Here is a 22,026-nt window from a genome sequence, read left to right as displayed (position 1 = left end):
CTTTAATGAGGAAGCTGGATCATACGGGACGCCTTTTTGTGTTGATTTTTACAAATTAGCGTGTAAGGTTTTACGAAATGGGGTAGAACGACATGTAAAATTAAAATCAAGTTGGAGTATATATCCTTTCCCACTAAATAGCAGAATGCTCTAGAATATCACATCAGGGGAGGATGAATATGGAACGTAGTGACTTGATAAGACGAATTGAATTAGCAAGGCAGAAGCTGTATCAGACGAAGCTGAAATATGTAGATCTTCTGCATCCTGATGTCATTAAGCAATCCATGATTCTGGATGAGTTAATCAATGAATATAACCAGGCCAAAACAGAAAAGCCGATCAAGTAAACCCCATTGACTGTGGCTGAGCTCTTGGCGAGTCGCTCTTCCTATCATTTAATTTCAGCATGAGTTACAGTGTGGACAAGCTATTCATCCGTTGGATGAATGCTACGTACTTACTCGCTTAGGAGCATTCTTCGTTAACAGATATCGTATCGTTAGTCACCGTTACACGGGTATGACCAGCTAAATATTCGGTATAGCCGCAGACCGTCTTAGTGTAATTATTCCCACGGCTATCGCTAAATTTCAGATATATACTTCCCTCTCCAGAGAGCTTGAGCTGTGGAGTGAACTGAATCTTATGCCCACTAGGCAAATCTTGGCCGGGGATGAAGAGGGACTTACCCATAACATTTGCGTTGTCAGGGCCGATCAGTCCTGATTGGATGCCAGTAAGTTCGTATGCGGATTGATTGTCTATGGTGATGCGGAAGTCTTTGAATCGATCTATTGCATTCTGATAACTAAGATATAAGATGATTCCAACGAACAACGTTACAACAAGGAGAATAACAAATCTGGGCGTGAACCGCCTGTGACCTTTGTCCATTCTAATTCTCTCCTTTCTCTTAACATTATGGTATTAAACGCAAATTAGGGCGTAAAGGTTGTACCCCATTTTAATATAAAGATAGATATACATATCTAAGATAAACAACTTGTGAATTACAGAGCATCTACGTATGCTGTGAAATAGGAAGTTATAGCATGATTAATGAAGTAGAAAGAAGGAGAATTGAATGAAACTAGTACCTATGAGTGAGCAAGAGTTCGCGAGTTTTCGCGTTCGCTCCATTCAAGATTTTGCACGAGAGAAGGTAGAGGCAGGGACGTGGGCATCAGAAGAAGCACAACAACTCGCAGAAGCAGTGTATGACAAATACTTACCAGAAGGCCTGAACACCCCTGGTGCTTATGTGTATAACCTCGTGCATGAGATGGACGGAAATGTAGGTTATATCTGGTTTAATATTACGGATAACCTTCGGGGCAGGGAGGCGTTCCTGCTGGATATTTTGGTTGAAGAAGCACATCAAGGCAAAGGTTATGGTACGGAGACCATGAAGGCACTGGAACAGGCTGCTATAGGTCTGGGGGTAGATCGAATCGGTCTGCATGTGTTTGGACATAATGGTCGTGCAAGCAACTTGTATAAGAAGATGGGATATGAAGTCACAGATCTAACGATGTATAAGGAATTGCGGAAATAATTCCGTTCATATCGAATTAGCGAACTTCCTTGATGCACTGGGGGTTGTCATATATAATGAATAGGATTATTCGAACCGAACAAGTAATGAATGAGGAGTTGTCATATACATGGCTTTGAAAGCTGGAATCGTAGGCTTGCCTAACGTTGGTAAATCTACATTGTTTAATGCAATTACACAAGCTGGTGCGGAGTCTGCTAACTATCCGTTCTGTACAATTGACCCTAACGTAGGGATTGTTGAAGTACCTGATGAGCGTTTGGACAAATTGACAGAACTCGTTGTACCAAAAAAGACAGTACCAACGGCGTTTGAATTCGTAGATATCGCGGGTCTGGTTCGTGGTGCAAGTAAAGGTGAAGGTCTTGGTAACAAGTTCCTTGCTCACATCCGTGAAGTAGACGCTATTGTACACGTGGTACGTTGCTTTGTCGATGAGAACATCACTCACGTAGATGGCAAAATTGATCCGGTAAGCGACATTCAGACGATTAATCTGGAGCTGATCCTGGCTGATATCGAGAGTGTTGAGAAAAAAATCGACCGTTCTAAGAAAAACATGAAGGGCGGTAACAAAACGGCTGCTCAAGAAGTGGAAGTACTGGAGAAAGTGAAGGCTGTTCTGTATGAAGACAAGCCAGCACGCAGTATGGAGCTTACCGATGAAGAGCGTCTGATTGTACGCGATCTGCACTTGCTTACCCTCAAGCCTGTTCTGTATGCAGCCAATGTAGCTGAGGACGAAATCGGCGATGTAGCGAACAATGCTTATGTGCAAAAAGTAAGAGAATTCGCTGCTGCTGAGAATGCAGAAGTGGTGCCAATCAGTGCGAAGGTCGAAGAAGAGATCTCCGAGCTGGAAGGCGAAGATAAACAAATGTTCCTGGAGGAACTCGGCATCGAGGATTCCGGTCTGAACCTGCTTATCAAAGCAGCTTACAAATTGCTGGGACTGTACACGTACTTCACAGCAGGGGTACAGGAAGTTCGTGCATGGACAATCCGTAAGGGGACCAAAGCTCCTGGCGCAGCTGGTGTAATCCATACTGACTTTGAGCGTGGATTCATCCGTGCAGAGGTTGTTTCCTATGAAGATCTGGTTGCGGCTGGTTCCATGAATGGTGCCAAAGAACGCGGACAGCTTCGTCTGGAAGGTAAAGAGTATGTTGTTAACGACGGCGATGTTATGCACTTCCGTTTCAACGTATAAACCTCTGAACTCGTATCAAACTTTAAAAAACTGAACCTACCAACGTAGGTCTATTGAAAATGGCTCTGTTACCTTCTTAGGAAGGTGGCAGGGCTTTTTTTAACGATGATAAACACTGGAACTTACTGGATTATCCGAAACGTGTGGATATAATATAAGAAAGAGTTTTCTGGAGGTGGCCTATGGAACAACAGCTAACCAATGTTAGATACGACAAGGCTCTAGTTGAAGATGCAAAGTTACCGAAGGAGACGCAGGAACTGTTACTGCAATTGGGGTTACCGCAGCTTCGTTTGGCAGATGAGCATGTGCTCGGCGTTCATTTTACACCCCTAACGGATCAAGGACTGATTCAGACCTCAGATGGACACAAAACGTTGTTTCCAATCGGGTATGAGTGGGAGGATAATTCGATCATATTTGCTCTGGAAACGGAGATCGGCACACTCTACAGGCTGGATGGGCAGACGGGTGAATATAGCATCATTAACACCAATCTAAGCCTATTTCTGGCGTTCCTACATCAATACATTGTGTTCATCCATGAGCATTCCAGAACCTCTGAGCCGAGTGTGATGACACTGGAACAAGTACAGGCGAAACTAGAAGCTTTCAGGCGAGGTGAGATTAAGCCTACAGTACAGCAGCCTTCTAAATCACTTAGAAAAAATGCTCTTCACCAGCTCCGACAGTTCTATACGGAGAAAGACCCGGTGAGTGTCTCGGATGAAGAGAGTTGGTGGAGTGTTGTGCTCGAACAATTAGAGGATGACCTTCTGTAGGTTGCTCATAACCGAAACAAGTATGCTAATGAAGATACTATGACTTAGTTTCATGAATAGATGAAGGATGTTTTTCAGTTTCCGATTCATCATTGCCCATTACAATTTCTAGGAATGTGCAACTCTTATGTATTGAATAACGTTCAGGTAGTAACGTTACAATAAACATAAGGGGAGATTGTCATTTTAATTAGATCAAAGTTGTTGTATGTTGCATTCAGTATGGTGGTTGTGTTCCTAATATCGGCTTGTGCAAATGATACAACTAACGAGTTCTCTCCGAATATGCGAATTGAACCTTACCGTGTTGCGCTAGAAGAATTGATATCGATAGATACCGCCCTTAATGCGAATATGGAGTACATTTCTCTGGTGCTGAACGAAGCAGTCCCTATTGAAGATTCTGAGCGAGAAGTGATTGAATCCTACCTACAACATAAATATAACGTTCCCATCTATAACTATACCCATGAACAATTGATCGAGCAGAAGCTTGGCGAGCAGGATGGAACCAGGCTTAAAGGCATACTCCTGACTATGGAAAGGTATAAACAGTCAGACGATACGAATGAGATGACGCTTGAGGTCAGTAAGTATCGTGCGAATGAAGGTGCAATTGCTTTGGAAATGATATTAGCGTATCAAGAAGGACAGTGGGAAATTTCCGGTTATGTTACGGAGAGAGAAAGTTAGGAGCGAGATTCGCTTCTGGTGTCAGAAATACAGTATAGTGGGCATAGTTGAACTTAATTTATAGGAGGCTACGACCATGTCACAGGATATCTGGATGAACCTACCGGTCAAAGATGTTGTGAAGTCAACAAGCTTTTACAATGAGATTGGATTCCATGCGGCGAACGTTGGTCACGAAAGAGCCAAGCTTACGATAGGTCAAACGACGATTCTGCTGTTCCCAAATGCGACGTTTGAGAAATTTACAGGTTCCCAAATTGCAGATACTTCCCATAGCGCAGAAGTGATATTCTCCATTGGTGCGGAGAGTCGGGAAGAAGTAGATGTCTTTATTCAAAAAGTAGAGCGCGCTGGAGGCAGCGTCTTTGGTAAGCCCAGTGAAACGGATGGCTGGATGTACGGTGCAGGCTTTGCCGATCTGGATGGTCACCGATGGAACTTACTGTACATGGATGAGAGTCAAATGCCAAAACGTCAATAGAAGTCGTTCCATCCAAAAGTATGAACATGTATGAATGTGAAACGTCGGTTGCCTCATGAAGGTTATCGGCGTTTTTCCTACTCCACTTAGATATAGAAAATTTAGTTCATCCGGTAGCAGAATGGTTGCTATTCAGATTCATAAGAATATGCTATAATTAAGAGTCGTATACCTTGGTTGAATGTGTTGCTTAACTCGATGAACGGAAGCGGGTTCTGTACAGGGTACGCGATTTCTTTATATCACTTTAAAAGTAAAGGATTTGATGACGTTGTAGCGATGTTATACGTCGATCGTCGATCATATATGAATATTTAATCCATGCTAAGGTCAGGGGATTTCACGGAAATCCTGTGCGACTGAGAATTATAAATAGTACGAATACCGGTATGCAAGAAACGAATGAAAATAATACGTGAGGTGACGATATAATGTTGGATAAATTACAGGCTTTGGCCGACCGTTACGACAAGCTCAGCGAGCTGTTGTGTGACCCGGATGTAGCAAGTGATAACAAGAAGCTGCGTGAGTACTCTAAGGAACAATCCGATCTGCAACCAACTTACGATGCGTACAATGAGTACAAACAGGTAAGTGAAGATCTTGATGCTGCGAAGGAAATGCAAGGCGAGAAGCTAGATGATGAGATGCGTGAAATGGTCAAAATGGAAATTGAAGAGCTGAGCACCCGCCAGAAGGAATTGGAAGAACTGATTCGTGTGCTTATGCTGCCGAAAGATCCAAATGACGACAAAAACGTTATTGTGGAGATTCGCGGAGCGGCTGGTGGAGATGAAGCAGCATTGTTTGCAGCGGATCTATATCGGATGTACACACGCTATGCAGACGCACAGGGCTGGCGTGTTGAGCTGATGGACGTGAACACGAACGATCTCGGCGGATTCAAAGAGGTTGTCTTCATGATTAACGGCCGCGGCGCTTACAGCAAAATGAAATACGAGAGCGGTGCACACCGTGTGCAACGTATTCCAACAACAGAATCTGGTGGACGTATTCACACGTCGACGTCAACGGTTGCGGTTATGCCGGAAGCGGAAGATTTTGATATTGAAATTCATGACAAAGACATTCGTGTAGATACGTTCTGTTCCAGTGGTGCTGGTGGACAATCGGTAAATACAACGAAATCCGCTGTACGTGTAACTCACGTGCCAACGGGTATTGTAGCAACGTGTCAGGATGGTAAGTCCCAGAACTCCAACAAAGAAAAAGCGTTGCAGGTTCTGCGTACACGGATCTTCGATATGAAACGTATGGAAGAAGAAGCGAAAATTTCGGTTGAACGGAAGAGCAAAGTGGGAACGGGTGACCGTAGTGAACGGATTCGTACGTACAACTTCCCGCAAAGCCGTGTAACGGATCACCGTATTGGTTTGACGATGCACAAGCTGGATCAGATCATGAACGGAGAAATTGAAGATATCTTGTCTGCACTGACCATTGCTCAGCAGACTGAGTTGATGGATAGAGGAGAATAATCTGTGACCCGCGCCCAGTTTGTGATGACGCAGGCACAGAGCTGTCGGGAAGCCTTCGTAGAGGCTTCCTCTTTTTTGGAGAAGTGCGGCGTGTACGAGCCGCACAATAACGCACGGCTGCTGCTGGAACATGTACTTGGCGTCTATGGCGCCCAGTACTATATGATGCAGCCGGAGCCCTTCCCAAGCGAGCTTCGCAGCCGCTGGGAAGACGCCGTCACGCGCAAGGCTGCGGGTGAGCCGGCGCAATACATTATCGGCAGCCAGGAATTCTACGGGCTGCCGTTCGAGGTCACGCCGGCCGTGCTAATCCCGCGGCCGGAGACCGAGCTGCTGGTCGAGGCTGTGCTGCGCGAAGCGGACCGCGTGTTTGCGAGCGGCGATGCAGTGCACGCCGTCGACATTGGCACGGGCAGCGGTGCCATCGCGGTGACGATGGCTTCGCTTCGCCCGCAGTGGCAGGTGGGCGCCGGGGATATCTCGGCGGCCGCCCTGCAAATAGCCGCGCGGAACGCGGCTGCGAACGGCGTACAGATCGACTTCCGTGAAGGTGATCTGCTCGCTCCGTTCGCTGGGGCACGGGTGGACATCCTGGTGTCCAACCCGCCATACATCCCGGCGGCAGATATCGCCGGGTTGCAGCCAGAGGTGCGCGATCATGAGCCGCGCACTGCACTGGACGGCGGCCCGGATGGGCTTGCGCCGTACCGGGTGATGCTGGAGCAGCTTACGCTGTTGCCAGCGCCGCCGCAGATTGTTGGTTTTGAACTGGGGCAAGGCCAGGCTCGTGACATTGCTGCCTTGCTGGAATCCGCCGGACATTGGCCGGAGATTATCATCGTACCAGACCTTGCTGGGATCGAGCGGCATGTACTAGGTGTTCGCACTTCGGAACAGGTGACATAAATGTAAGATTGCGGAGGTTTTCTTTTTGCCGTGAAATCCTCTACAATGAGATATACCGAAGATTGCTGAATGCTTGGAGGAACATAATTACATGCTGCATAAATTCAAAAAAATTGACTACAACATCGTATTTATATTAGTTATCTTGATGGTTATCAGTATTTTATCCATTTATAGCACCACGTTTGGTCGTCCGAGGTGGGAATCCTATCCCCAGCGGGCTGGGATATTCTATATTATAGGTTTCATCGTGTTCTTCGGAATGTCCATGATCAACTACAAAGTGATTATCAAAAACTATTTATACATTTACGGTGGCGGTCTACTGCTGCTCGTTATCGTTAACTTTTTTGGTGTGACCTATTACGGCGCACAGGGCTGGTTGTCCATATTCGGTCTAAGTTTGCAGCCGGCAGAGCTGTTTAAGTTGTGTTTGATTGTCTTTTTGTCTGCATTGCTGTCTCGAAAGAAGAACAGACCTCTGTTATTTGGACGAGATGTCATCCCGATTGCTCTGTGTGTTTTGCCGCCATTGTTACTCGTTTTATTGCAAAACGACTTGGGGAATGCGCTCAGTTACGTCGTGATTCTTGTTGGTTTACTGTGGATTGGTAATGTGAAATTCAGCCACGCCCTGATTGGTTTTATCATCGCAGTTGCTGCTTTTGTTGCGGGAACGCAAGCATACGTTCACTATCACGATCAGATCACCAAGTTCCTTCAGGACATCGGGCGTGCCCACTGGGCAGATCGTTTCGATCCTTGGCTTGTACCAGATCAGACCTCCCGTGACGTCCTATGGCAGACATATAACGCTAAGCTTGCCATTGGTTCTGGGGGTATTAGTGGTAAAGGATATTTGGAAGGTACAACCATCCAGTCCAACCGGGTACCGTTGGCGTATGCCGACTCCATTTTTGTTCAGATCGGGGAAGAGTTCGGTTTTGTAGGCGCTTCGGTGCTGTTACTGCTCTACTTCATTCTGATTCATCGGCTGGTATTGATCGCATTGGAGTGTAAGGATCGTGCCGGACCGTATCTGATTGTGGGTATCATATCGATGTTACTCTATCAGATTTTTGTTAACATTGGTCCGTTTATTGGTCTGATGCCACTGACGGGAATTACGCTGCCGTTTATCAGTTTCGGGGGTACCTCTCTTGTGCTCAATATGCTGAGTATGGGGGTTGTCATGAGTATCAAGGTGCACACGGAGGAGAACGAGGATATTCTGGGTTCGTCAGAACAACTTAGCATTACGGAACTGATTATGAAAGTGTTTAAACGCAAACCGTCACAGCAAGAACAATCCTGATTTTTGTTTTAAGGTGTGTAAAATGTGTAAGATATATAACCTGAAAGCCATAGATTCGAGCAACATGGATCTACGGTTTTCAGGTTTTTTTTGTTGCGGCATTGGTTTTGTGGTATCGGTTGTATCAGTTGTCTAAGAAGGGGAGCCTCCAACTTATCCATAAGTGTAAGGATTTCCATTTTTCATTCCAATTATATACAATAAAGGGAGGAGAGATTGGCAAGACCATCTTAGGGGGAAGAGTGAGTACATGCTGAGAATGTTGAAGAAGATGGATGGGATCATACTGTTTGTACTGCTGTTGCTTATGGGAATAAGCATAGCTGCCGTATATAGCGGGACGCAGACCGATTCTACATTGAGCAACCATCATATCAAAACCTTACAATTTTATATCGCCGGATTCATTGTCGTGATTGGAATGGGGCTTATCAATTATAAGCTCATTGTGAAATATGCTTTTTATTTGTATGTCATCGGAAATATTTTGCTTCTCCTCGCCAATTTCGTAGGTGGCTCGGTCAACAATGCCAATGGCTGGCTAAAGCTAGGGGATACTTTCTCATTTCAACCTGCGGAACTGTTTAAAATGATCTTAATTCTATTTCTCGCCCATTTGATAATGAAGCGAAAAGGAAGAGAACTCGGTTTTTGGAGAGACATCGTGCCGATTGGGTGCTGGACCTTTATTCCCTTTGCACTTGTTATGATACAGAATGACTTGGGGAATGCCTTGGGGTATGTTGTTATTTTGGCAGCAGTGCTCTGGATCGGTAATATTAAGCTGAAACATGCCTTGATTGGTATTACCATTATTGGTGTGGCTTTTTTTGGCTTCGTTAAATCATATGTCACGTATCATGAAGAAATTTTCACTTTTCTAGAGAAGGTAGATCGAGAGCATTGGGCAGAACGGATCGATCCTTGGCTTGTACCGGAGAAAGCGACTGCCAAAGCAACCTGGCATACCAAAAATGCGGGTCTAGCTATAGGATCAGGCGGCATTATTGGCAAAGGGTACTTACAAGGTACATCGGTGCAAAGCGGGCGAGTGCCTTATACATATTCAGATTCTATTTTCGTCGTGATTGCTGAAGAGTTTGGCTTTGTGGGCGGTGCAGTGCTGCTATTGCTTTATTTTGTCTTGATCCATCGGATGGTGCTTATTTCACTGGAATGTAAAGATCGAGCGGGGCCAGTAATTATTGTCGGGATTATAGGGATGCTGCTATATCAGGTGTTTGAGAACATTGGTGCTTTTCTGGGGTTGATGCCGCTTACGGGTATTACTTTGCCGTTTATTAGCTACGGAGGAACGTCACTACTTATCAATATGGCCTGCATCGCGATTGCTATGAGCATCAAACTGTATGGCCCCGAGGATGAAGATGTCATCGTGTCGGAGGAGCAGCCACCGAGTTTGCCAGCAAGAGTGCGGAGTTGGGTGGCGGGGCTGGATATGCTGAACAAGAGCAAGAAGAAGGAACAGGAACTTGAACAGATAAAGGGAGAGGCGGGAAAGGGAAAGGATCAAGCAGGGATGTAATTGGAGCATGGACTAAACGGAAGTACCGATATAGAGTTAAACAAGAGCAGAGACTAAGACATAAACAAAGGCACAAACAAAGGAGAAGGAACTAACAAAGGAACTAACAAAGACACAAACATAAACATAAGTATGTTATACGCAGGTGGTGTGGACATAAAGGTGCAAAGAGAAGAAAGAGTGGATATAAAGGTCGATGGGTAGGGGAGAAAGGAAAGGGAAGTATGAGCGTGTGAATGTTCTCCGCATGTTGAGGATGTGTTCCCCTTCGTTATAGCGGCATTAAACGGTAGAGTCGGTTATCACCATTAGAGGTGGGAGCGGCTCTTTTTGCTCTAAGGTGTGTCTGAGAACTCTTTGAAGGAAGGCAGAACTTGAAATTTTCGTTTCAAGCAAGGACGTTTTCCGCAGGTATGCTGGGCCGTCATGAGAAGTGACACAGCAGGCGCGAAAAGATGTCGGCAGTGGACGATGCCCCCTAAGTGAGCGTGAGATTTGAAGTTACGACAGTTGATCATGTGTTATCTCTAACGAACTCAGTTGGCCTTATTGGCGGGAAAATGGCACTCAGGAAATGCTAACGAATCGTTGACACGCTAATACTCCATTGGGGCGCGAGTTTTAGACTCATTCCGTGTTATTTTGTAATATAACGTTTCTCAGATTCGTTACCAGTTCCATTTGCCGTGATACGACCAAATAAGGTCTCTCAGATTCGTTAACGCCGACGTTGTATGGAGAGAGTTTCACCCTTTAACTGCTCCGTTTCAAACGTAACCTTCACCTGCTCTAGACCTGCTCCACGATCATCATTTATTTTTTACCATCTGTGCATTCCTACTCGTTGCCTCATTCGTTGTATTTCATACGTTTCTTTCAACACACACGACATGATTTATTTGTTTAGAGACACATCCTAGCATATGTTGGATAAAAAATTGAGAGTTATGGAGTTTAATAGGTTTAACCCTACTTCCTCTGGGCATACTGATAGACATGAGAGATTTATAGTGAGTTCATAGCGTAAGCACTTATAAAATCATGATCATGAGAGCCAAGGGGGAGAACGGCATGAGTAGACGAATCGTGAAACAAATTGGACTAATTGTGGTATGTCTTATGATGATTATTATGATGTGGGAAGGCCAGAAAACGGATGCGGCTGTAGCAGCTGCGGCAATTCCAGAGCAATCCATTCGGCTCCGTATTCTAGCCAACTCGGATTCGGCAGGAGATCAGTTGGTGAAACGTGAGATTCGTGATGCTGTTGTTGCTCAGATGGATCAATGGGTGACGGAGCTTGCCAATCCTCAAGATCTGGAGGAAGCCCGTGGAGTGATTCGTCAGCATTTGTCTGAGATTGAAGAGAAAGTTGGAGAAGAGCTTGCCAGTCGTGGTCTGGATTATGATTACCAGGTGGAGCTGGGGGTGGTTCCTTTTCCGACCAAACTATATGGTGGTACTGTATATCCGGCTGGAGATTACGAAGCAGTTCGTATAACACTTGGTAAAGGTGAAGGTCAAAACTGGTGGTGTGTATTGTTTCCTCCATTATGCTTCATTGATGCAGGTACAGGAGACGCAGTGACGAAGACGAATACAGCTGCAGCCGCCGCTTCGCCAGGAGATGTGGAAGCATCCGTACAAGTCGGAACACCGGAAACACGTTTCTTCCTCTGGGATATGGTTGTAAAGTTTTGTGGTTGGGTGACGGGATTGTTTGCTTAATCGGATCGTGAATAGGTTGATGTGATGTAAGGGCGACTTCAAGATTGATGAGGTTGCTCTTTGTTGTAGTGAGCTTTGTTGTGAATGGTGAGAGTGCGTAGTTTCATCTTTGAAACGAAGAGATATGTTATAATTATAGGAATTCAAAACCATAATCAATGCGGGTAGTCATTCATCAGACGTTTACGCATGTTTTACAACTTCGAAAGAAGCAGGTTTGGTTGAATTTTCGTTCAAAACCAGGAAGTTTTTCGCTTACGTACCAGGTTGAGTCAAGAGAAAGTGACACAGCAGGGAGCGAGAAGACAGCGAAAGATGCTTTAGGTTAGATATAGGATACACCCAATGTTTACTACCTTATTGAAGCTTAGGAATGATGGATATATGAGAAATGAACAAGAGGCCAAACAGAATAAATTGCAGCAGAATGAACATGAACACACACCTTTAGATCGCGAGCAAATGGGGCGTGATGGACAATTGGGGAGCCAAGAGTTGCTTTTGACGTCAAAGGTTCAAGGTAACATGGATACACATCGACTCGACCAGCAGTCATCCCTTCAAAGTATGGAGGGCGAACCGGGTTTGGGTGAACAGGGGCAGGGATTGGCGCAGGAGATGGTTACCCTTATGTGGGATGTTAATGTGCTGCTTCATACCGCTGGAACGGATATGAATAATGCCAACGATGGTGGGAATCAAGTGGAGCATGAACAACAGGAACAAGAGGACAATTTATCCGCTGGACAAGTTTCTGTGCAGGTGACCACACCGAATGATGAGTCTGATGTAAAAAGGGAGAGCGCCTATGAACAGGCGCTCGCAGACTTGCAGGCTGCCGCAGCCTGCATTCGTCAAGGACAAACCGTGGCCTTTCCGACCGAGACGGTCTATGGTTTAGGGGCAGATGCCCGAAGCACAGCAGCGGTGGAAGCTGTGTTTGCGGCTAAAGGTCGCCCATCGGATAATCCGCTGATCGTGCATATCGCCCACCGTGACCAGTTGGATGCACTAGTCACGGAAGTGAATGCCACCGCGGAAGCGCTGATGGCGGCCTTCTGGCCGGGCCCGCTGACGCTAGTGTTGCCGGTTAGACCTGGGGCGGTGTCTCCACGGGTCACCGCCGGGCTAGACACGGTGGCCGTGCGTATGCCGGATCACCCTGTGGCGTTGCAGTTGATTGCCGCGGCGGCATGCCCTGTGGCTGCGCCGAGCGCTAACCGCTCCGGGCGACCAAGCCCAACCCTCGCAGCACATGTGCGCGAGGACTTGGCTGGCCGCATCGGCGGCATCGTGGACGGCGGCCCCACCGGGGTGGGCGTCGAGTCCACGGTCGTGCAGGTCGGTGACGACGGTACCGTCACCATCCTGCGCCCTGGCGGCATCACAGCGGAACAATTGTCCGCTGTGGCCGCCCGTGTCGCCACGGACCCGGCGATCCTCGCCGAAGGGTCCGCAGGCGAAGCCAGCCCGGCGCCGCGCTCGCCGGGCATGAAGTACACGCACTATGCGCCCGAAGGTGCGCTGTGCGTGGTGGAAGGGCCGCCCGCAGCGGTGGCGGCCTGGGTTAGCGCCGCCCTCGCAGAGGCGGCGCAGCGCGGAGAGCGCACCGCGGTGCTGGCGTTCGCCGAGCACGCGGAGCAATACCGCGCCGATGCCGTATTCTCGCTGGGCGATGCCAGCGAGCTGGAGGAAGCAGCGCGCCGGCTATACGCCGCGCTGCGGAGCTGCGATGAGCAAGGCGCCACATATATTGTGGCTGAAGCCTGCTCGCGCGAAGGCCTAGGAGCAGCCGTCATGAATCGGCTGCTCAAAGCGGCGGGTCACCGACTCATCCAGGTCGGTTAGCCGCAACAGTCACCGACTCATCCAAGTCGGTCAACCTGTAACATATACATGTCCAGTCGCCCTTGTTCCCCTTATATCCAGGCGAGTAGAACTCGCCATATAATCGGGTAAACCAGGGTGCCTGGACGAACCAAGATATTTCGCAGCACTTAAATTGTCTGTGATCCGATTGTTCAAACATATACTCTGGTCATGTTTAGGTCCTTGTCCGCATATCGTGTACAAGAACCTTTACGTGATGGGGGTATGGGAATGTGGGATATATCTGCCCATGTAGGGCAGTTAGTAACCATTTTGATTATGGCTGTGGCTCTGGGTTTCGACGCCTTCTCGCTAGGAATCGGGATGGGCATGAAAGGCATTCGTTTACGGGATGTACTGCGAATCAGTACAATCACCGCCCTGTTCCATATCATCATGCCACTGATCGGTATGTACACAGGCAAGTATGTCAGTTCATTGCTTGGCAACATCACCACGTATGCGGCGGGTGGTTTACTTGTTCTTTTAGGCGCGCATATGATTTTGAATGCGTTCCGTGAAGGAGAGACGAAGCTCGTGAATCCTCGCTCACTGGTGGGTGTGACTTTATTTTCACTAAGTGTCAGCATAGATTCGTTTTCCGTAGGGGTTTCTCTGGGGATGTTCAGTAGTGATCTGATCTTAACTGTGCTTGCTTTTGGTGTGTGCGGCGGCTTGATGTCCATGATGGGGCTGTTGCTTGGACGACGAGTGAGTCATAACCTTGGGGATTATGGTGAAGCTGTAGGTGGAGCAATCCTGCTCGCCTTTGGGTTGTTGTTTATCTTTTGAGCTGTAATCGATGTTTTCAATGACCGCATTGGACTCCACTTTTGGCTGGTTCAGAGCCGGACGGTTGTATATCATTCTGGTGCGAGTATAATCGAATGAAAGAGATTGTGCAGACAGTACGCTTTGTTTACGGTGGATGCCTTAAGTAACTTCTCAGCCGAAATAAATAGAAGCATACGAAGCTGGTTTCCTCCGGGGGAAAATATAGTTGTCCACGTAGTTTAGCCTACGCCCTGTTCATCCATTTCTAGCTTTATCCCTTTTTTCTGAACATGGACTTCATGCAACTAATGTTGTGTAATCGTTGTGTAATCCTGGTTGGATTTCTTAAGCTATAATGTATACATTTATTAACATATATAAAATGGGGAGGCTACCACAATGAAACATATTTTGTTTGTATGTACAGGTAATACGTGCCGCAGCCCCATGGCAGAGGGGCTTTTGCGTAAGCTTGCTTCGGAGCGTGGCATTCAAGTAGAGGTGCGTTCAGCAGGTGTTGCTGCGACACAGGGAATGCCGATTTCACGTCACGCCGAGGCGGTACTGAGAGATCATCGTGTAGAGGGGCCGCCACACTCCACACAGCTGAGTGCAGGGCTTGTTGGTTGGGCTGATCTGATCCTAACACTTACTCGCAGTCATAAGCAGCATGTGCTGCAAGTTTTCCCAGACTCCGTCCACAAAACCTATACACTCAAAGAATACGTGGAAGATGACGAGCAAGTGATGAATGATCTGCAGGAACTGGACAGCCTATTCGCGACACTGGAGATGAAGCGTGCACTTGGTCAAGAGATATTAGCATCCGAGCGGGAACGTGTCATTGAGATTCGACAACGAATTCCAAGCTTCGACATCTCCGATCCGTTTGGCGGCAATCGAGATGATTACAACGTAACGGCTGCCGAGATTCGAACCGCGCTTGATCGACTTCTGGATAAATTGGAATAAAGCAGAGTGCACAGGGGTAATGTAAACAACGTATCAATAATGTAAACCTGGGAAGCTGAGATCGGTGATCAGCTTGATCATACGATCATAGCGCAGCTTAGCCATCCAAGGTTGAACCTTAATATTATTGATAGACATGCCTCACGTACTTGAAATGCCATATAGAAACAGAACATGGGATGTAAATTACCCGTTGATTTTAAGCGCAGGTTGTTTTATGATGAAGGGGAAAACAGGGATCCGGTGTAACTGGCGACGAAGTGGGCACAACCACAATGGAGCACCGGAACAAACGGCCGGTCGCCTGGGCAAAAGAGCAATTCTGCGATACCCGCAGACTGCTCTTTTTTTCGTCTTTCATCTGTTTATTCGCTATAATAGTACCTGAAATGCCATGTTGGAATACGAAAGGCTACCAATCGGAAGCTGGGCATGATGATATCGGGAGGCGATAGGATGACTATTGAGTTAGATTCGGAACAACCCGGATTGCAGGAACAGACCGCATCCATTTTGCGTGAACTGGCCATTGCAGGGAAGCTAGGTCCAGGACAGATCGTTGTCATTGGTACGAGCACGAGTGAGGTGGCAGGTAAACGCATTGGTACGAGTGGTGCGATTGAAGTGGCACAGCAGCTTCTTGCGGGTATTCGTGAGGTGCAGCAGGAATTCGGTTTTGAACCCGTCTTTCAATGCTGTGAGCATTTGAATCGTGCGCTGGTGATGGAACGTTCTGTGTTATTACGTCTGGGATTGACCGAGGTGGGTGCAGTACCTGTGCCTACAGCGGGTGGTTCAATGGCATCTGCAGCTTATCGATCACTTACCGATGCATGTCTGGCGGAACATGTGCAGGCACACGCAGGATTGGATATCGGAGAGACGATGATTGGCATGCATTTGCGGCATGTAGCAGTTCCTTTCCGTACATCGCTTCGGTACATCGGAGATGCCCGCGTGACGACAGCGTTAACGCGTCCGAAGTTGATTGGTGGGGAACGTGCAGTGTATCGTATGGAAGAACAGCCTGATTCGACATTTTGTGACTAACGTATAAAGTGAAATTATGTTTACACGTAAACGGAGAGTGCAACGCCAATCTGGAGAAGCAGAGCGTTCGCGTTTATCACCGGATTTCCCCTTTGTAAAAGGGATTCAAAGAAATCTGGGGATAACAGCGATCGAAAGATGGTGATGCAATCGAAGTCTGGAGTGTAATCTTATGTTTCACTTTATAACTTCACTTATATTAGGAGGAATTTAATCATGGAACAATTGCGTAAGAATGACCCGGCAGTATTGGAAGCGATGAATCTGGAGTTGAAACGTCAGCAAAACAACATTGAGTTGATTGCATCTGAGAACATTGTAAGCGAAGCGGTTATTGAAGCACTTGGTTCCGTTCTGACGAACAAATATGCTGAAGGATATCCAGGCAAACGTTACTACGGCGGTTGTGAGCACGTAGATATCGTGGAAGATATCGCACGTGATCGCGCTAAAGAATTGTTTGGAGCAGAGCATGTTAACGTTCAACCACACTCTGGTGCACAAGCGAACATGGCCGTTTACCTTGCAGCGCTTAAGCCTGGTGATACAGTACTAGGTATGAATCTTGCACACGGTGGTCACCTTACGCATGGTAGCCCAGTGAATGCATCTGGTTTGCTCTACAACTTCGTAGCATATGGCGTACAAGAAGATACATTCTTGATCGATTATGATGAAGTTCGCAAAGCAGCGTTCAAGCACCGCCCTCGTCTCATCGTAGCAGGTGCGAGTGCATACCCACGTACGATTGATTTTGAAAAGCTAGCTGCGATTGCAAATGATGTAGGCGCATTGTTCATGGTAGACATGGCACACATCGCTGGATTGGTTGCTGCTGGTCTGCATCCAAGCCCGGTTCCACATGCACATTTCGTAACAACAACAACACACAAAACATTGCGTGGACCACGCGGTGGTATGATTCTCTGTACCAAAGCTTGGGCTGCTGCAATTGATAAAGCGGTATTCCCTGGTTCCCAAGGTGGACCATTGATGCACGTTATTGCTTCCAAAGCGGTAGCATTGGGTGAAGCATTGCAACCATCATTTAAAGAGTACGCGCAAAATGTAGTGAAAAACGCACAGGTTCTGGCTGAGACGTTGATCTCCGAAGGCTTGAACATCGTATCTGGCGGTACAGATAACCACTTGATGCTGATCGATACACGCAGTGTGAACATCACAGGTAAAGAAGCTGAGCACGTACTTGATTCCATCGGAATCACTGTTAACAAAAATGCAATTCCATTTGACCCAACAAGTCCGTTCATCACTAGCGGTATCCGTATTGGTACACCTGCGGCTACTTCCCGTGGCATGAACGAAGAGGCTATGGTTTCCATCGGTAAGATCATTGCAAAAACGCTCAAAAACCCTAAAGATGCGGCAACACTTGATCAAGCTCGTGCAGAAGTAACGGCACTGACAGATCAATTCCCGCTCTACACTGACCTTAAATACTAAAAAACGTTGCTCGCGCTGTTTGTATTTGAGTGTTCCTGATTTAATGTAAACATACAGACGGAGCAAACAAAATGAAATGAAGCCGGAGAAGCGTAGCGCTCGCCTAAAAGCTTTCTGAAAGAAAGCTGCTTCGGAAGCATATTCTTTATCACGGGATTTTCCCCTTATTATGTTGAGAAGAATCAAAAAAATCCCGGGATAACAGCGATCGAAGGATCATTCTGTTAGCGGAGTGCTAATGTATCAATCATTTTTATCTTCTCAACGACATAACAGCAAGAGTCAAAAGGACCGGAAGACATCATGTTTCCGGTCCTGTTTTTGTAGTATTCGGTATTCTGTAATGATTAGGTGCCCTTTAATGGTGTAATTCGGTGTTGGTGATGATATAATATACAGGATTTATCGAGCCTATGAATGATGATTAGGCATTTATGGAAATGCTGTAACATGATGAACTTACCGGAGGGACAAATTAGATGGGAAAATTAGTAATATGTGATCACCCTTTGATCCAACACAAACTGACGTTTATACGCGACATGCGTACGAATACGAAAGATTTTCGTGAATTAGTGGATGAAGTAGCAACGTTGATGGCTTATGAAATTACAAGAGATGTTGAGCTGGAGACGATTGATGTACAGACTCCTGTAGCCGCGACACAAGGTAAAGTTATTTCTGGACGTATGCTCGGACTGGTGCCAATTCTGCGTGCAGGACTCGGAATGCTGGACGGCGTTGTTAAATTGTTGCCAGCGGCAAAAGTAGGACATGTTGGTCTGTTCCGTGACCCGGAAACACTTCAACCTGTTGAATACTACACCAAGCTTCCTACGGACGTAACAGAGCGCCAATTGATCGTGATTGATCCGATGCTAGCAACGGGTGGTTCGGCAATCGCGGCAATTGACGTGCTCAAAAAACGCGGATGCACACAGATCAAAATGATGAACCTTGTAGCCGCTCCAGAAGGTGTAAAAGCTGTGCAGGATGCTCACCCTGATGTGGACATTTATGTAGCTGCTCTGGATGATCGTCTGGATGATCATGGTTATATCGTTCCAGGCCTTGGAGATGCAGGAGACCGTCTATACGGCACCAAATAAGCATATGACATGCTTGTAGAGGTTGTTCAAAAAGTTTGCTTTTGATTACGAAGGATGCCTAACGGCATCTCAGCATCGAATATGGGATTCAGCCGAAATGTCCGTTGCTCACGTAGATTTGTCTACGCTCCGCTACTCCATTTCTATCTTCATCCCATCTTCTCGGTACTGAAAACCACCCTTTTTGAACACGCTGGTAATAGAGGTTCGGAACTTATAGAAAAGGGGCTTTGCTCGAATGTCTAACAAAATTAAAGTGATGACGATCTTCGGGGTACGTCCAGAAGCAATCAAGATGGCTCCGCTTATTTTGGAGTTGCAGAAACATCCCGAGTCTATCGAATCTATTGTTTGCGTAACTGCGCAACATCGTCAGATGTTGGATCAGGTACTTGAGGTATTCGACATCCATCCGGATTATGATCTGGATGTGATGAAGGATCGTCAGACACTGAATGAAATCACGATTCGTGTCCTTGGAGGGCTGGAGCCTGTACTGCGTGAAGCGAAACCAGACATTGTGCTCGTTCACGGAGATACACTGACTACATTTGTAGCCAGCTATGCAGCGTTCTTGCAGCAGATTCAGGTAGGGCATGTCGAGGCGGGACTACGGACGTGGAACAAGCTATCTCCATATCCGGAAGAGATGAACCGTCAATTGACGGGCGTACTGGCTGATTTACACTTTGCGCCAACAGATAGGTCCTTTGATAATCTTGCCAAAGAAAATAAACCAGAGTCTAGTACGTACGTCACAGGCAACACGGTTACAGATGTGTTTCAATATACAGTACAGGAGGGCTATAGACATCCGGTACTTGATTGGGCAGAAGGCAAACGCCTTGTGCTGTTGACAGCTCATCGCCGTGAATCTCAAGGCGAGCCTCACCGCAACATTTTCCAGGCCGTCAAACGAATTGCTGATGAGTTTGAAGATATCGCCATCGTGTACCCGGTACATCCAAGTCCTGCTGTGAAGGAGCCGGCTCACGCGATTTTGGGGAATCACCCACGGATTCAACTAATTGATCCACTAGACGTAGTGGATTTGCATAATTTTTACCCGCATACACACTTGATTTTGACTGATTCAGGCGGTTTGCAGGAAGAAGCACCTTCGTTCGGTGTGCCTGTTCTTGTCCTGCGTGATACGACAGAGCGCCCAGAAGGAATCGAGGCTGGAACGCTTGAGCTTGTAGGTACAGATGAAGAACGTGTATATGAACGGACAAAAGCGCTGCTTACAGACGAAGCGTTGTATGCAAGCATGAGTCAAGCTGCGAATCCATACGGCGATGGACATGCTTCGGAAAGAATTGTCAATGCGATTTTGCACCATTTTGGAGTAAATAGCGAACGTCCGGAACCATTTCACAGAAAGTTCAAAAAATAATTCAAATTTTCTAGCGGATTTATAAAGGGCATAGTATACAGTTAAACTGTACGGTTTACGCGGGTTTATGGGCTCTGAGAGTCTGTTTACCTGTCGTTTTACCCTTTAAAACGCTAAAATCATTCAATTGACAAAGGCTCTCATCATTCAGTAAAATTAACTGGGATTGCAAGGGTGGCGTGGAAAATGGCCGATTCGAACAAACCAAATTCATCCCGTAACCATGACGATAATGTGTGGAAAGCAATGGGACTCGTGACAGCTTTTGGGATCGAGATTGCCATACTCGCTGTAGTCGGATATTACGCTGGCTCCTGGTTGGACAAGACCATTGGAGGTAACGGAATATGGATCGCCGTAAGCGTTCTCTTTTTTCTGGCAGCAGGCGGGTAAGCATCTACTTTATCGCGAAAAAATTCATGGGGGAAAGTGATGAGTGAACTAACCAGATACCGCAGAATGATGACTGTTTTCATCATGTACTTTCTTATGATTTGTTTTCTCGCAGCGGCCTTCATGCCACGTGTGGAGACAATTGCTTTGGGATTGGCTCTGGGGACGGTAATTAGCTGGATCAATGCATTTTACCTAGGCTACAAAGTAAGGAAAATGTCTGATGATGCGGCAGAAGGTAACTTGAAGCGTGTGAACCTAGGATTTTTGACAAGAGCGGCGCTCGCTGTGCTCGGTATATTCATATCGATGCGCTTTCCGCAATACTTCAATACATATGCGGTTGCAGGCGGTCTGGTTATTGCACAATTTTCCTTACTGATTATAGGGATTGTCTATTCCCGCAGAGCAGAATGATGTTAGGTGCTGCAGCTTTCAAGTCGAGAAAGGGGTGAGAAAAATATGCATGAAGCTCCAATTATTATGCTTGGCGGATTTCGACTGGATTTATCTGTTGTGCTGATGCTGGTAGTTACAGGTGCCCTTGTTTTTATTTTCGCTGTACTAGCCACACGAAGATTATCCGTTGAAAACCCCGGCAAGCTGCAAAATTTTATGGAGTGGGCAGTAGAATTCGTCCGCAATCTGATTTCCAGTACAATGGATATGAAGAAAGGTAAACATTTTATCTCTCTCGCTCTTTCCATGATTATGTTCATTTTTGTAGGGAACATGCTCGGACTTCCGTTCCAAGCAGTAACCGCAGTGGACAGTGCAGAACACGCGCAGGTGTTTGGTAAGCCGATTGTAACCGCGGTGGAGGCGTTTGAAGAAGCGCATGCCAAGGATCCTGAGGCTCATCCACACGTCGAACTGGCTTGGTGGAAATCACCAACAGCCGACTTGTCTGTAACGATGGGACTAGCTCTTGTAGCGTTCCTCGTATCTCATGGTCTCGGATTATTCCGGAACACAAGAGGATATCTCAAGCATTACCTTCAGCCATTTGCCTTGTTCTTACCGATCAACTTGATCGAGACGGCATCGAAGCTGTTGACACACGGTATGCGTCTATTCGCGAATATCTTCGCGGGTGAGGTGCTGATCACAACGATCCTGAAGCTGACCACATTCAAGATATTTGGTGCCATTGCAGCGATTCCGCTATTAATGGTGTGGCAAGGCTTTAGTATCTTTATCGGCGCGATCCAAGCATTTGTATTTGTTATCCTGATGATGGTGTACATTTCACAAAGCATTGAGACGCACGAAGAGCATTAA

The 22,026-nt window shown here is 46.7% G+C and carries 22 protein-coding genes and 1 riboswitch; of the genes, 21 read left to right on the top strand and 1 reads right to left on the bottom strand.

The annotated features are described in order from the left end of the window. Positions 1 to 179: 179 nt before the first annotated feature. Positions 180 to 350, top strand: a complete 171-nt coding sequence (locus DMB88_RS27305) for an aspartyl-phosphate phosphatase Spo0E family protein (protein WP_128103809.1) — start codon at positions 180 to 182, stop codon at positions 348 to 350. A gap of 118 nt (positions 351 to 468) precedes the next feature. Here the strand turns inward: DMB88_RS27305 and DMB88_RS27300 are convergent, their stop codons facing one another. Continuing rightward, positions 469 to 897: a hypothetical protein gene (locus DMB88_RS27300; protein ID WP_128103808.1), complete on the bottom strand. Its 429-nt coding sequence runs from the start codon at positions 895 to 897 to the stop codon at positions 469 to 471. A 190-nt stretch (positions 898 to 1,087) separates the two neighbouring features. Between DMB88_RS27300 and DMB88_RS27295 the strand changes: the two genes are divergently transcribed. The 20 genes from DMB88_RS27295 (at position 1,088) to atpB (ending at position 22,026) form a co-directional block, all read left to right on the top strand. Next, positions 1,088 to 1,558 carry a GNAT family N-acetyltransferase gene (locus tag DMB88_RS27295; RefSeq protein WP_128103807.1) on the top strand — a complete coding sequence of 157 codons (471 nt, stop codon included), beginning with the start codon at positions 1,088 to 1,090 and terminating at the stop codon, positions 1,556 to 1,558. 109 nt (positions 1,559 to 1,667) lie between these two features. Next, positions 1,668 to 2,768, top strand: a complete 1,101-nt coding sequence (ychF, locus tag DMB88_RS27290) for a redox-regulated ATPase YchF (protein WP_056702168.1) — start codon at positions 1,668 to 1,670, stop codon at positions 2,766 to 2,768. Between the two features lie 182 nt (positions 2,769 to 2,950). After that, entirely contained in the window at positions 2,951 to 3,550 is a 600-nt protein-coding gene (locus DMB88_RS27285) for an SUKH-4 family immunity protein (protein WP_128103806.1), read from the top strand. A 285-nt stretch (positions 3,551 to 3,835) separates the two neighbouring features. Then, positions 3,836 to 4,243: a hypothetical protein gene (locus DMB88_RS27280; protein ID WP_128103805.1), complete on the top strand. Its 408-nt coding sequence runs from the start codon at positions 3,836 to 3,838 to the stop codon at positions 4,241 to 4,243. Positions 4,244 to 4,319: 76 nt separating this feature from the next. Beyond that, positions 4,320 to 4,724, top strand: coding sequence for a VOC family protein (locus tag DMB88_RS27275; RefSeq protein ID WP_128103804.1), 405 nt, complete (start codon positions 4,320 to 4,322; stop codon positions 4,722 to 4,724). Between the two features lie 431 nt (positions 4,725 to 5,155). Continuing rightward, positions 5,156 to 6,223 carry a peptide chain release factor 1 gene (gene prfA / locus DMB88_RS27270; protein ID WP_128103803.1) on the top strand — a complete coding sequence of 356 codons (1,068 nt, stop codon included), beginning with the start codon at positions 5,156 to 5,158 and terminating at the stop codon, positions 6,221 to 6,223. A gap of 24 nt (positions 6,224 to 6,247) precedes the next feature. Next, positions 6,248 to 7,129, top strand: a complete 882-nt coding sequence (gene prmC, locus DMB88_RS27265) for a peptide chain release factor N(5)-glutamine methyltransferase (RefSeq protein WP_128104628.1) — start codon at positions 6,248 to 6,250, stop codon at positions 7,127 to 7,129. A gap of 91 nt (positions 7,130 to 7,220) precedes the next feature. Then, positions 7,221 to 8,444 carry an FtsW/RodA/SpoVE family cell cycle protein gene (locus tag DMB88_RS27260; RefSeq protein WP_128103802.1) on the top strand — a complete coding sequence of 408 codons (1,224 nt, stop codon included), beginning with the start codon at positions 7,221 to 7,223 and terminating at the stop codon, positions 8,442 to 8,444. A 250-nt stretch (positions 8,445 to 8,694) separates the two neighbouring features. Next, the gene (locus DMB88_RS27255) at positions 8,695 to 9,990 is read left to right on the top strand and encodes an FtsW/RodA/SpoVE family cell cycle protein (RefSeq protein ID WP_128103801.1); all 1,296 of its coding nucleotides are present in this window, start codon (positions 8,695 to 8,697) and stop codon (positions 9,988 to 9,990) included. A 1,071-nt stretch (positions 9,991 to 11,061) separates the two neighbouring features. Further along, positions 11,062 to 11,718: a stage II sporulation protein R gene (gene spoIIR / locus DMB88_RS27250; RefSeq protein WP_128103800.1), complete on the top strand. Its 657-nt coding sequence runs from the start codon at positions 11,062 to 11,064 to the stop codon at positions 11,716 to 11,718. A gap of 384 nt (positions 11,719 to 12,102) precedes the next feature. Continuing rightward, positions 12,103 to 13,566, top strand: coding sequence for an L-threonylcarbamoyladenylate synthase (locus DMB88_RS27245; protein ID WP_368028227.1), 1,464 nt, complete (start codon positions 12,103 to 12,105; stop codon positions 13,564 to 13,566). Between the two features lie 252 nt (positions 13,567 to 13,818). Beyond that, positions 13,819 to 14,379, top strand: coding sequence for a manganese efflux pump MntP (locus tag DMB88_RS27240; RefSeq protein WP_128103799.1), 561 nt, complete (start codon positions 13,819 to 13,821; stop codon positions 14,377 to 14,379). A 381-nt stretch (positions 14,380 to 14,760) separates the two neighbouring features. Then, on the top strand, positions 14,761 to 15,333 hold the full coding sequence (locus DMB88_RS27235; protein ID WP_128103798.1) for a low molecular weight protein arginine phosphatase: 573 nt from the start codon (positions 14,761 to 14,763) through the stop codon (positions 15,331 to 15,333). A 235-nt stretch (positions 15,334 to 15,568) separates the two neighbouring features. Next, positions 15,569 to 15,650, top strand: a riboswitch (ZMP/ZTP riboswitch). 139 nt (positions 15,651 to 15,789) lie between these two features. Continuing rightward, positions 15,790 to 16,383, top strand: coding sequence for a TIGR01440 family protein (locus tag DMB88_RS27230; protein WP_128103797.1), 594 nt, complete (start codon positions 15,790 to 15,792; stop codon positions 16,381 to 16,383). Positions 16,384 to 16,599: 216 nt separating this feature from the next. Next, entirely contained in the window at positions 16,600 to 17,847 is a 1,248-nt protein-coding gene (gene glyA / locus DMB88_RS27225) for a serine hydroxymethyltransferase (RefSeq protein WP_128103796.1), read from the top strand. 479 nt (positions 17,848 to 18,326) lie between these two features. Continuing rightward, complete coding sequence (gene upp / locus DMB88_RS27220) at positions 18,327 to 18,956, top strand: uracil phosphoribosyltransferase (RefSeq protein WP_017691929.1); 630 nt, start codon at positions 18,327 to 18,329, stop codon at positions 18,954 to 18,956. A 238-nt stretch (positions 18,957 to 19,194) separates the two neighbouring features. Next, positions 19,195 to 20,352 (top strand): non-hydrolyzing UDP-N-acetylglucosamine 2-epimerase, encoded by a 1,158-nt coding sequence (gene wecB, locus DMB88_RS27215; RefSeq protein ID WP_128103795.1) that lies wholly within the window; start codon positions 19,195 to 19,197, stop codon positions 20,350 to 20,352. A gap of 186 nt (positions 20,353 to 20,538) precedes the next feature. Then, positions 20,539 to 20,745, top strand: coding sequence for an AtpZ/AtpI family protein (locus tag DMB88_RS27210; protein WP_128103794.1), 207 nt, complete (start codon positions 20,539 to 20,541; stop codon positions 20,743 to 20,745). A gap of 39 nt (positions 20,746 to 20,784) precedes the next feature. Further along, on the top strand, positions 20,785 to 21,162 hold the full coding sequence (locus DMB88_RS27205) for an ATP synthase subunit I (RefSeq protein ID WP_128103793.1): 378 nt from the start codon (positions 20,785 to 20,787) through the stop codon (positions 21,160 to 21,162). 45 nt (positions 21,163 to 21,207) lie between these two features. Then, the gene (gene atpB, locus DMB88_RS27200; protein ID WP_128103792.1) at positions 21,208 to 22,026 is read left to right on the top strand and encodes a F0F1 ATP synthase subunit A; all 819 of its coding nucleotides are present in this window, start codon (positions 21,208 to 21,210) and stop codon (positions 22,024 to 22,026) included.

Origin of the sequence: Paenibacillus sp. DCT19 (genome assembly GCF_003268635.1) — a bacterium.
GTDB lineage: Bacteria > Bacillota > Bacilli > Paenibacillales > Paenibacillaceae > Paenibacillus.
The sequence above is the reverse complement of the archived record's forward strand: the minus strand, read 5'-3'. Positions and strand labels throughout refer to the sequence as shown.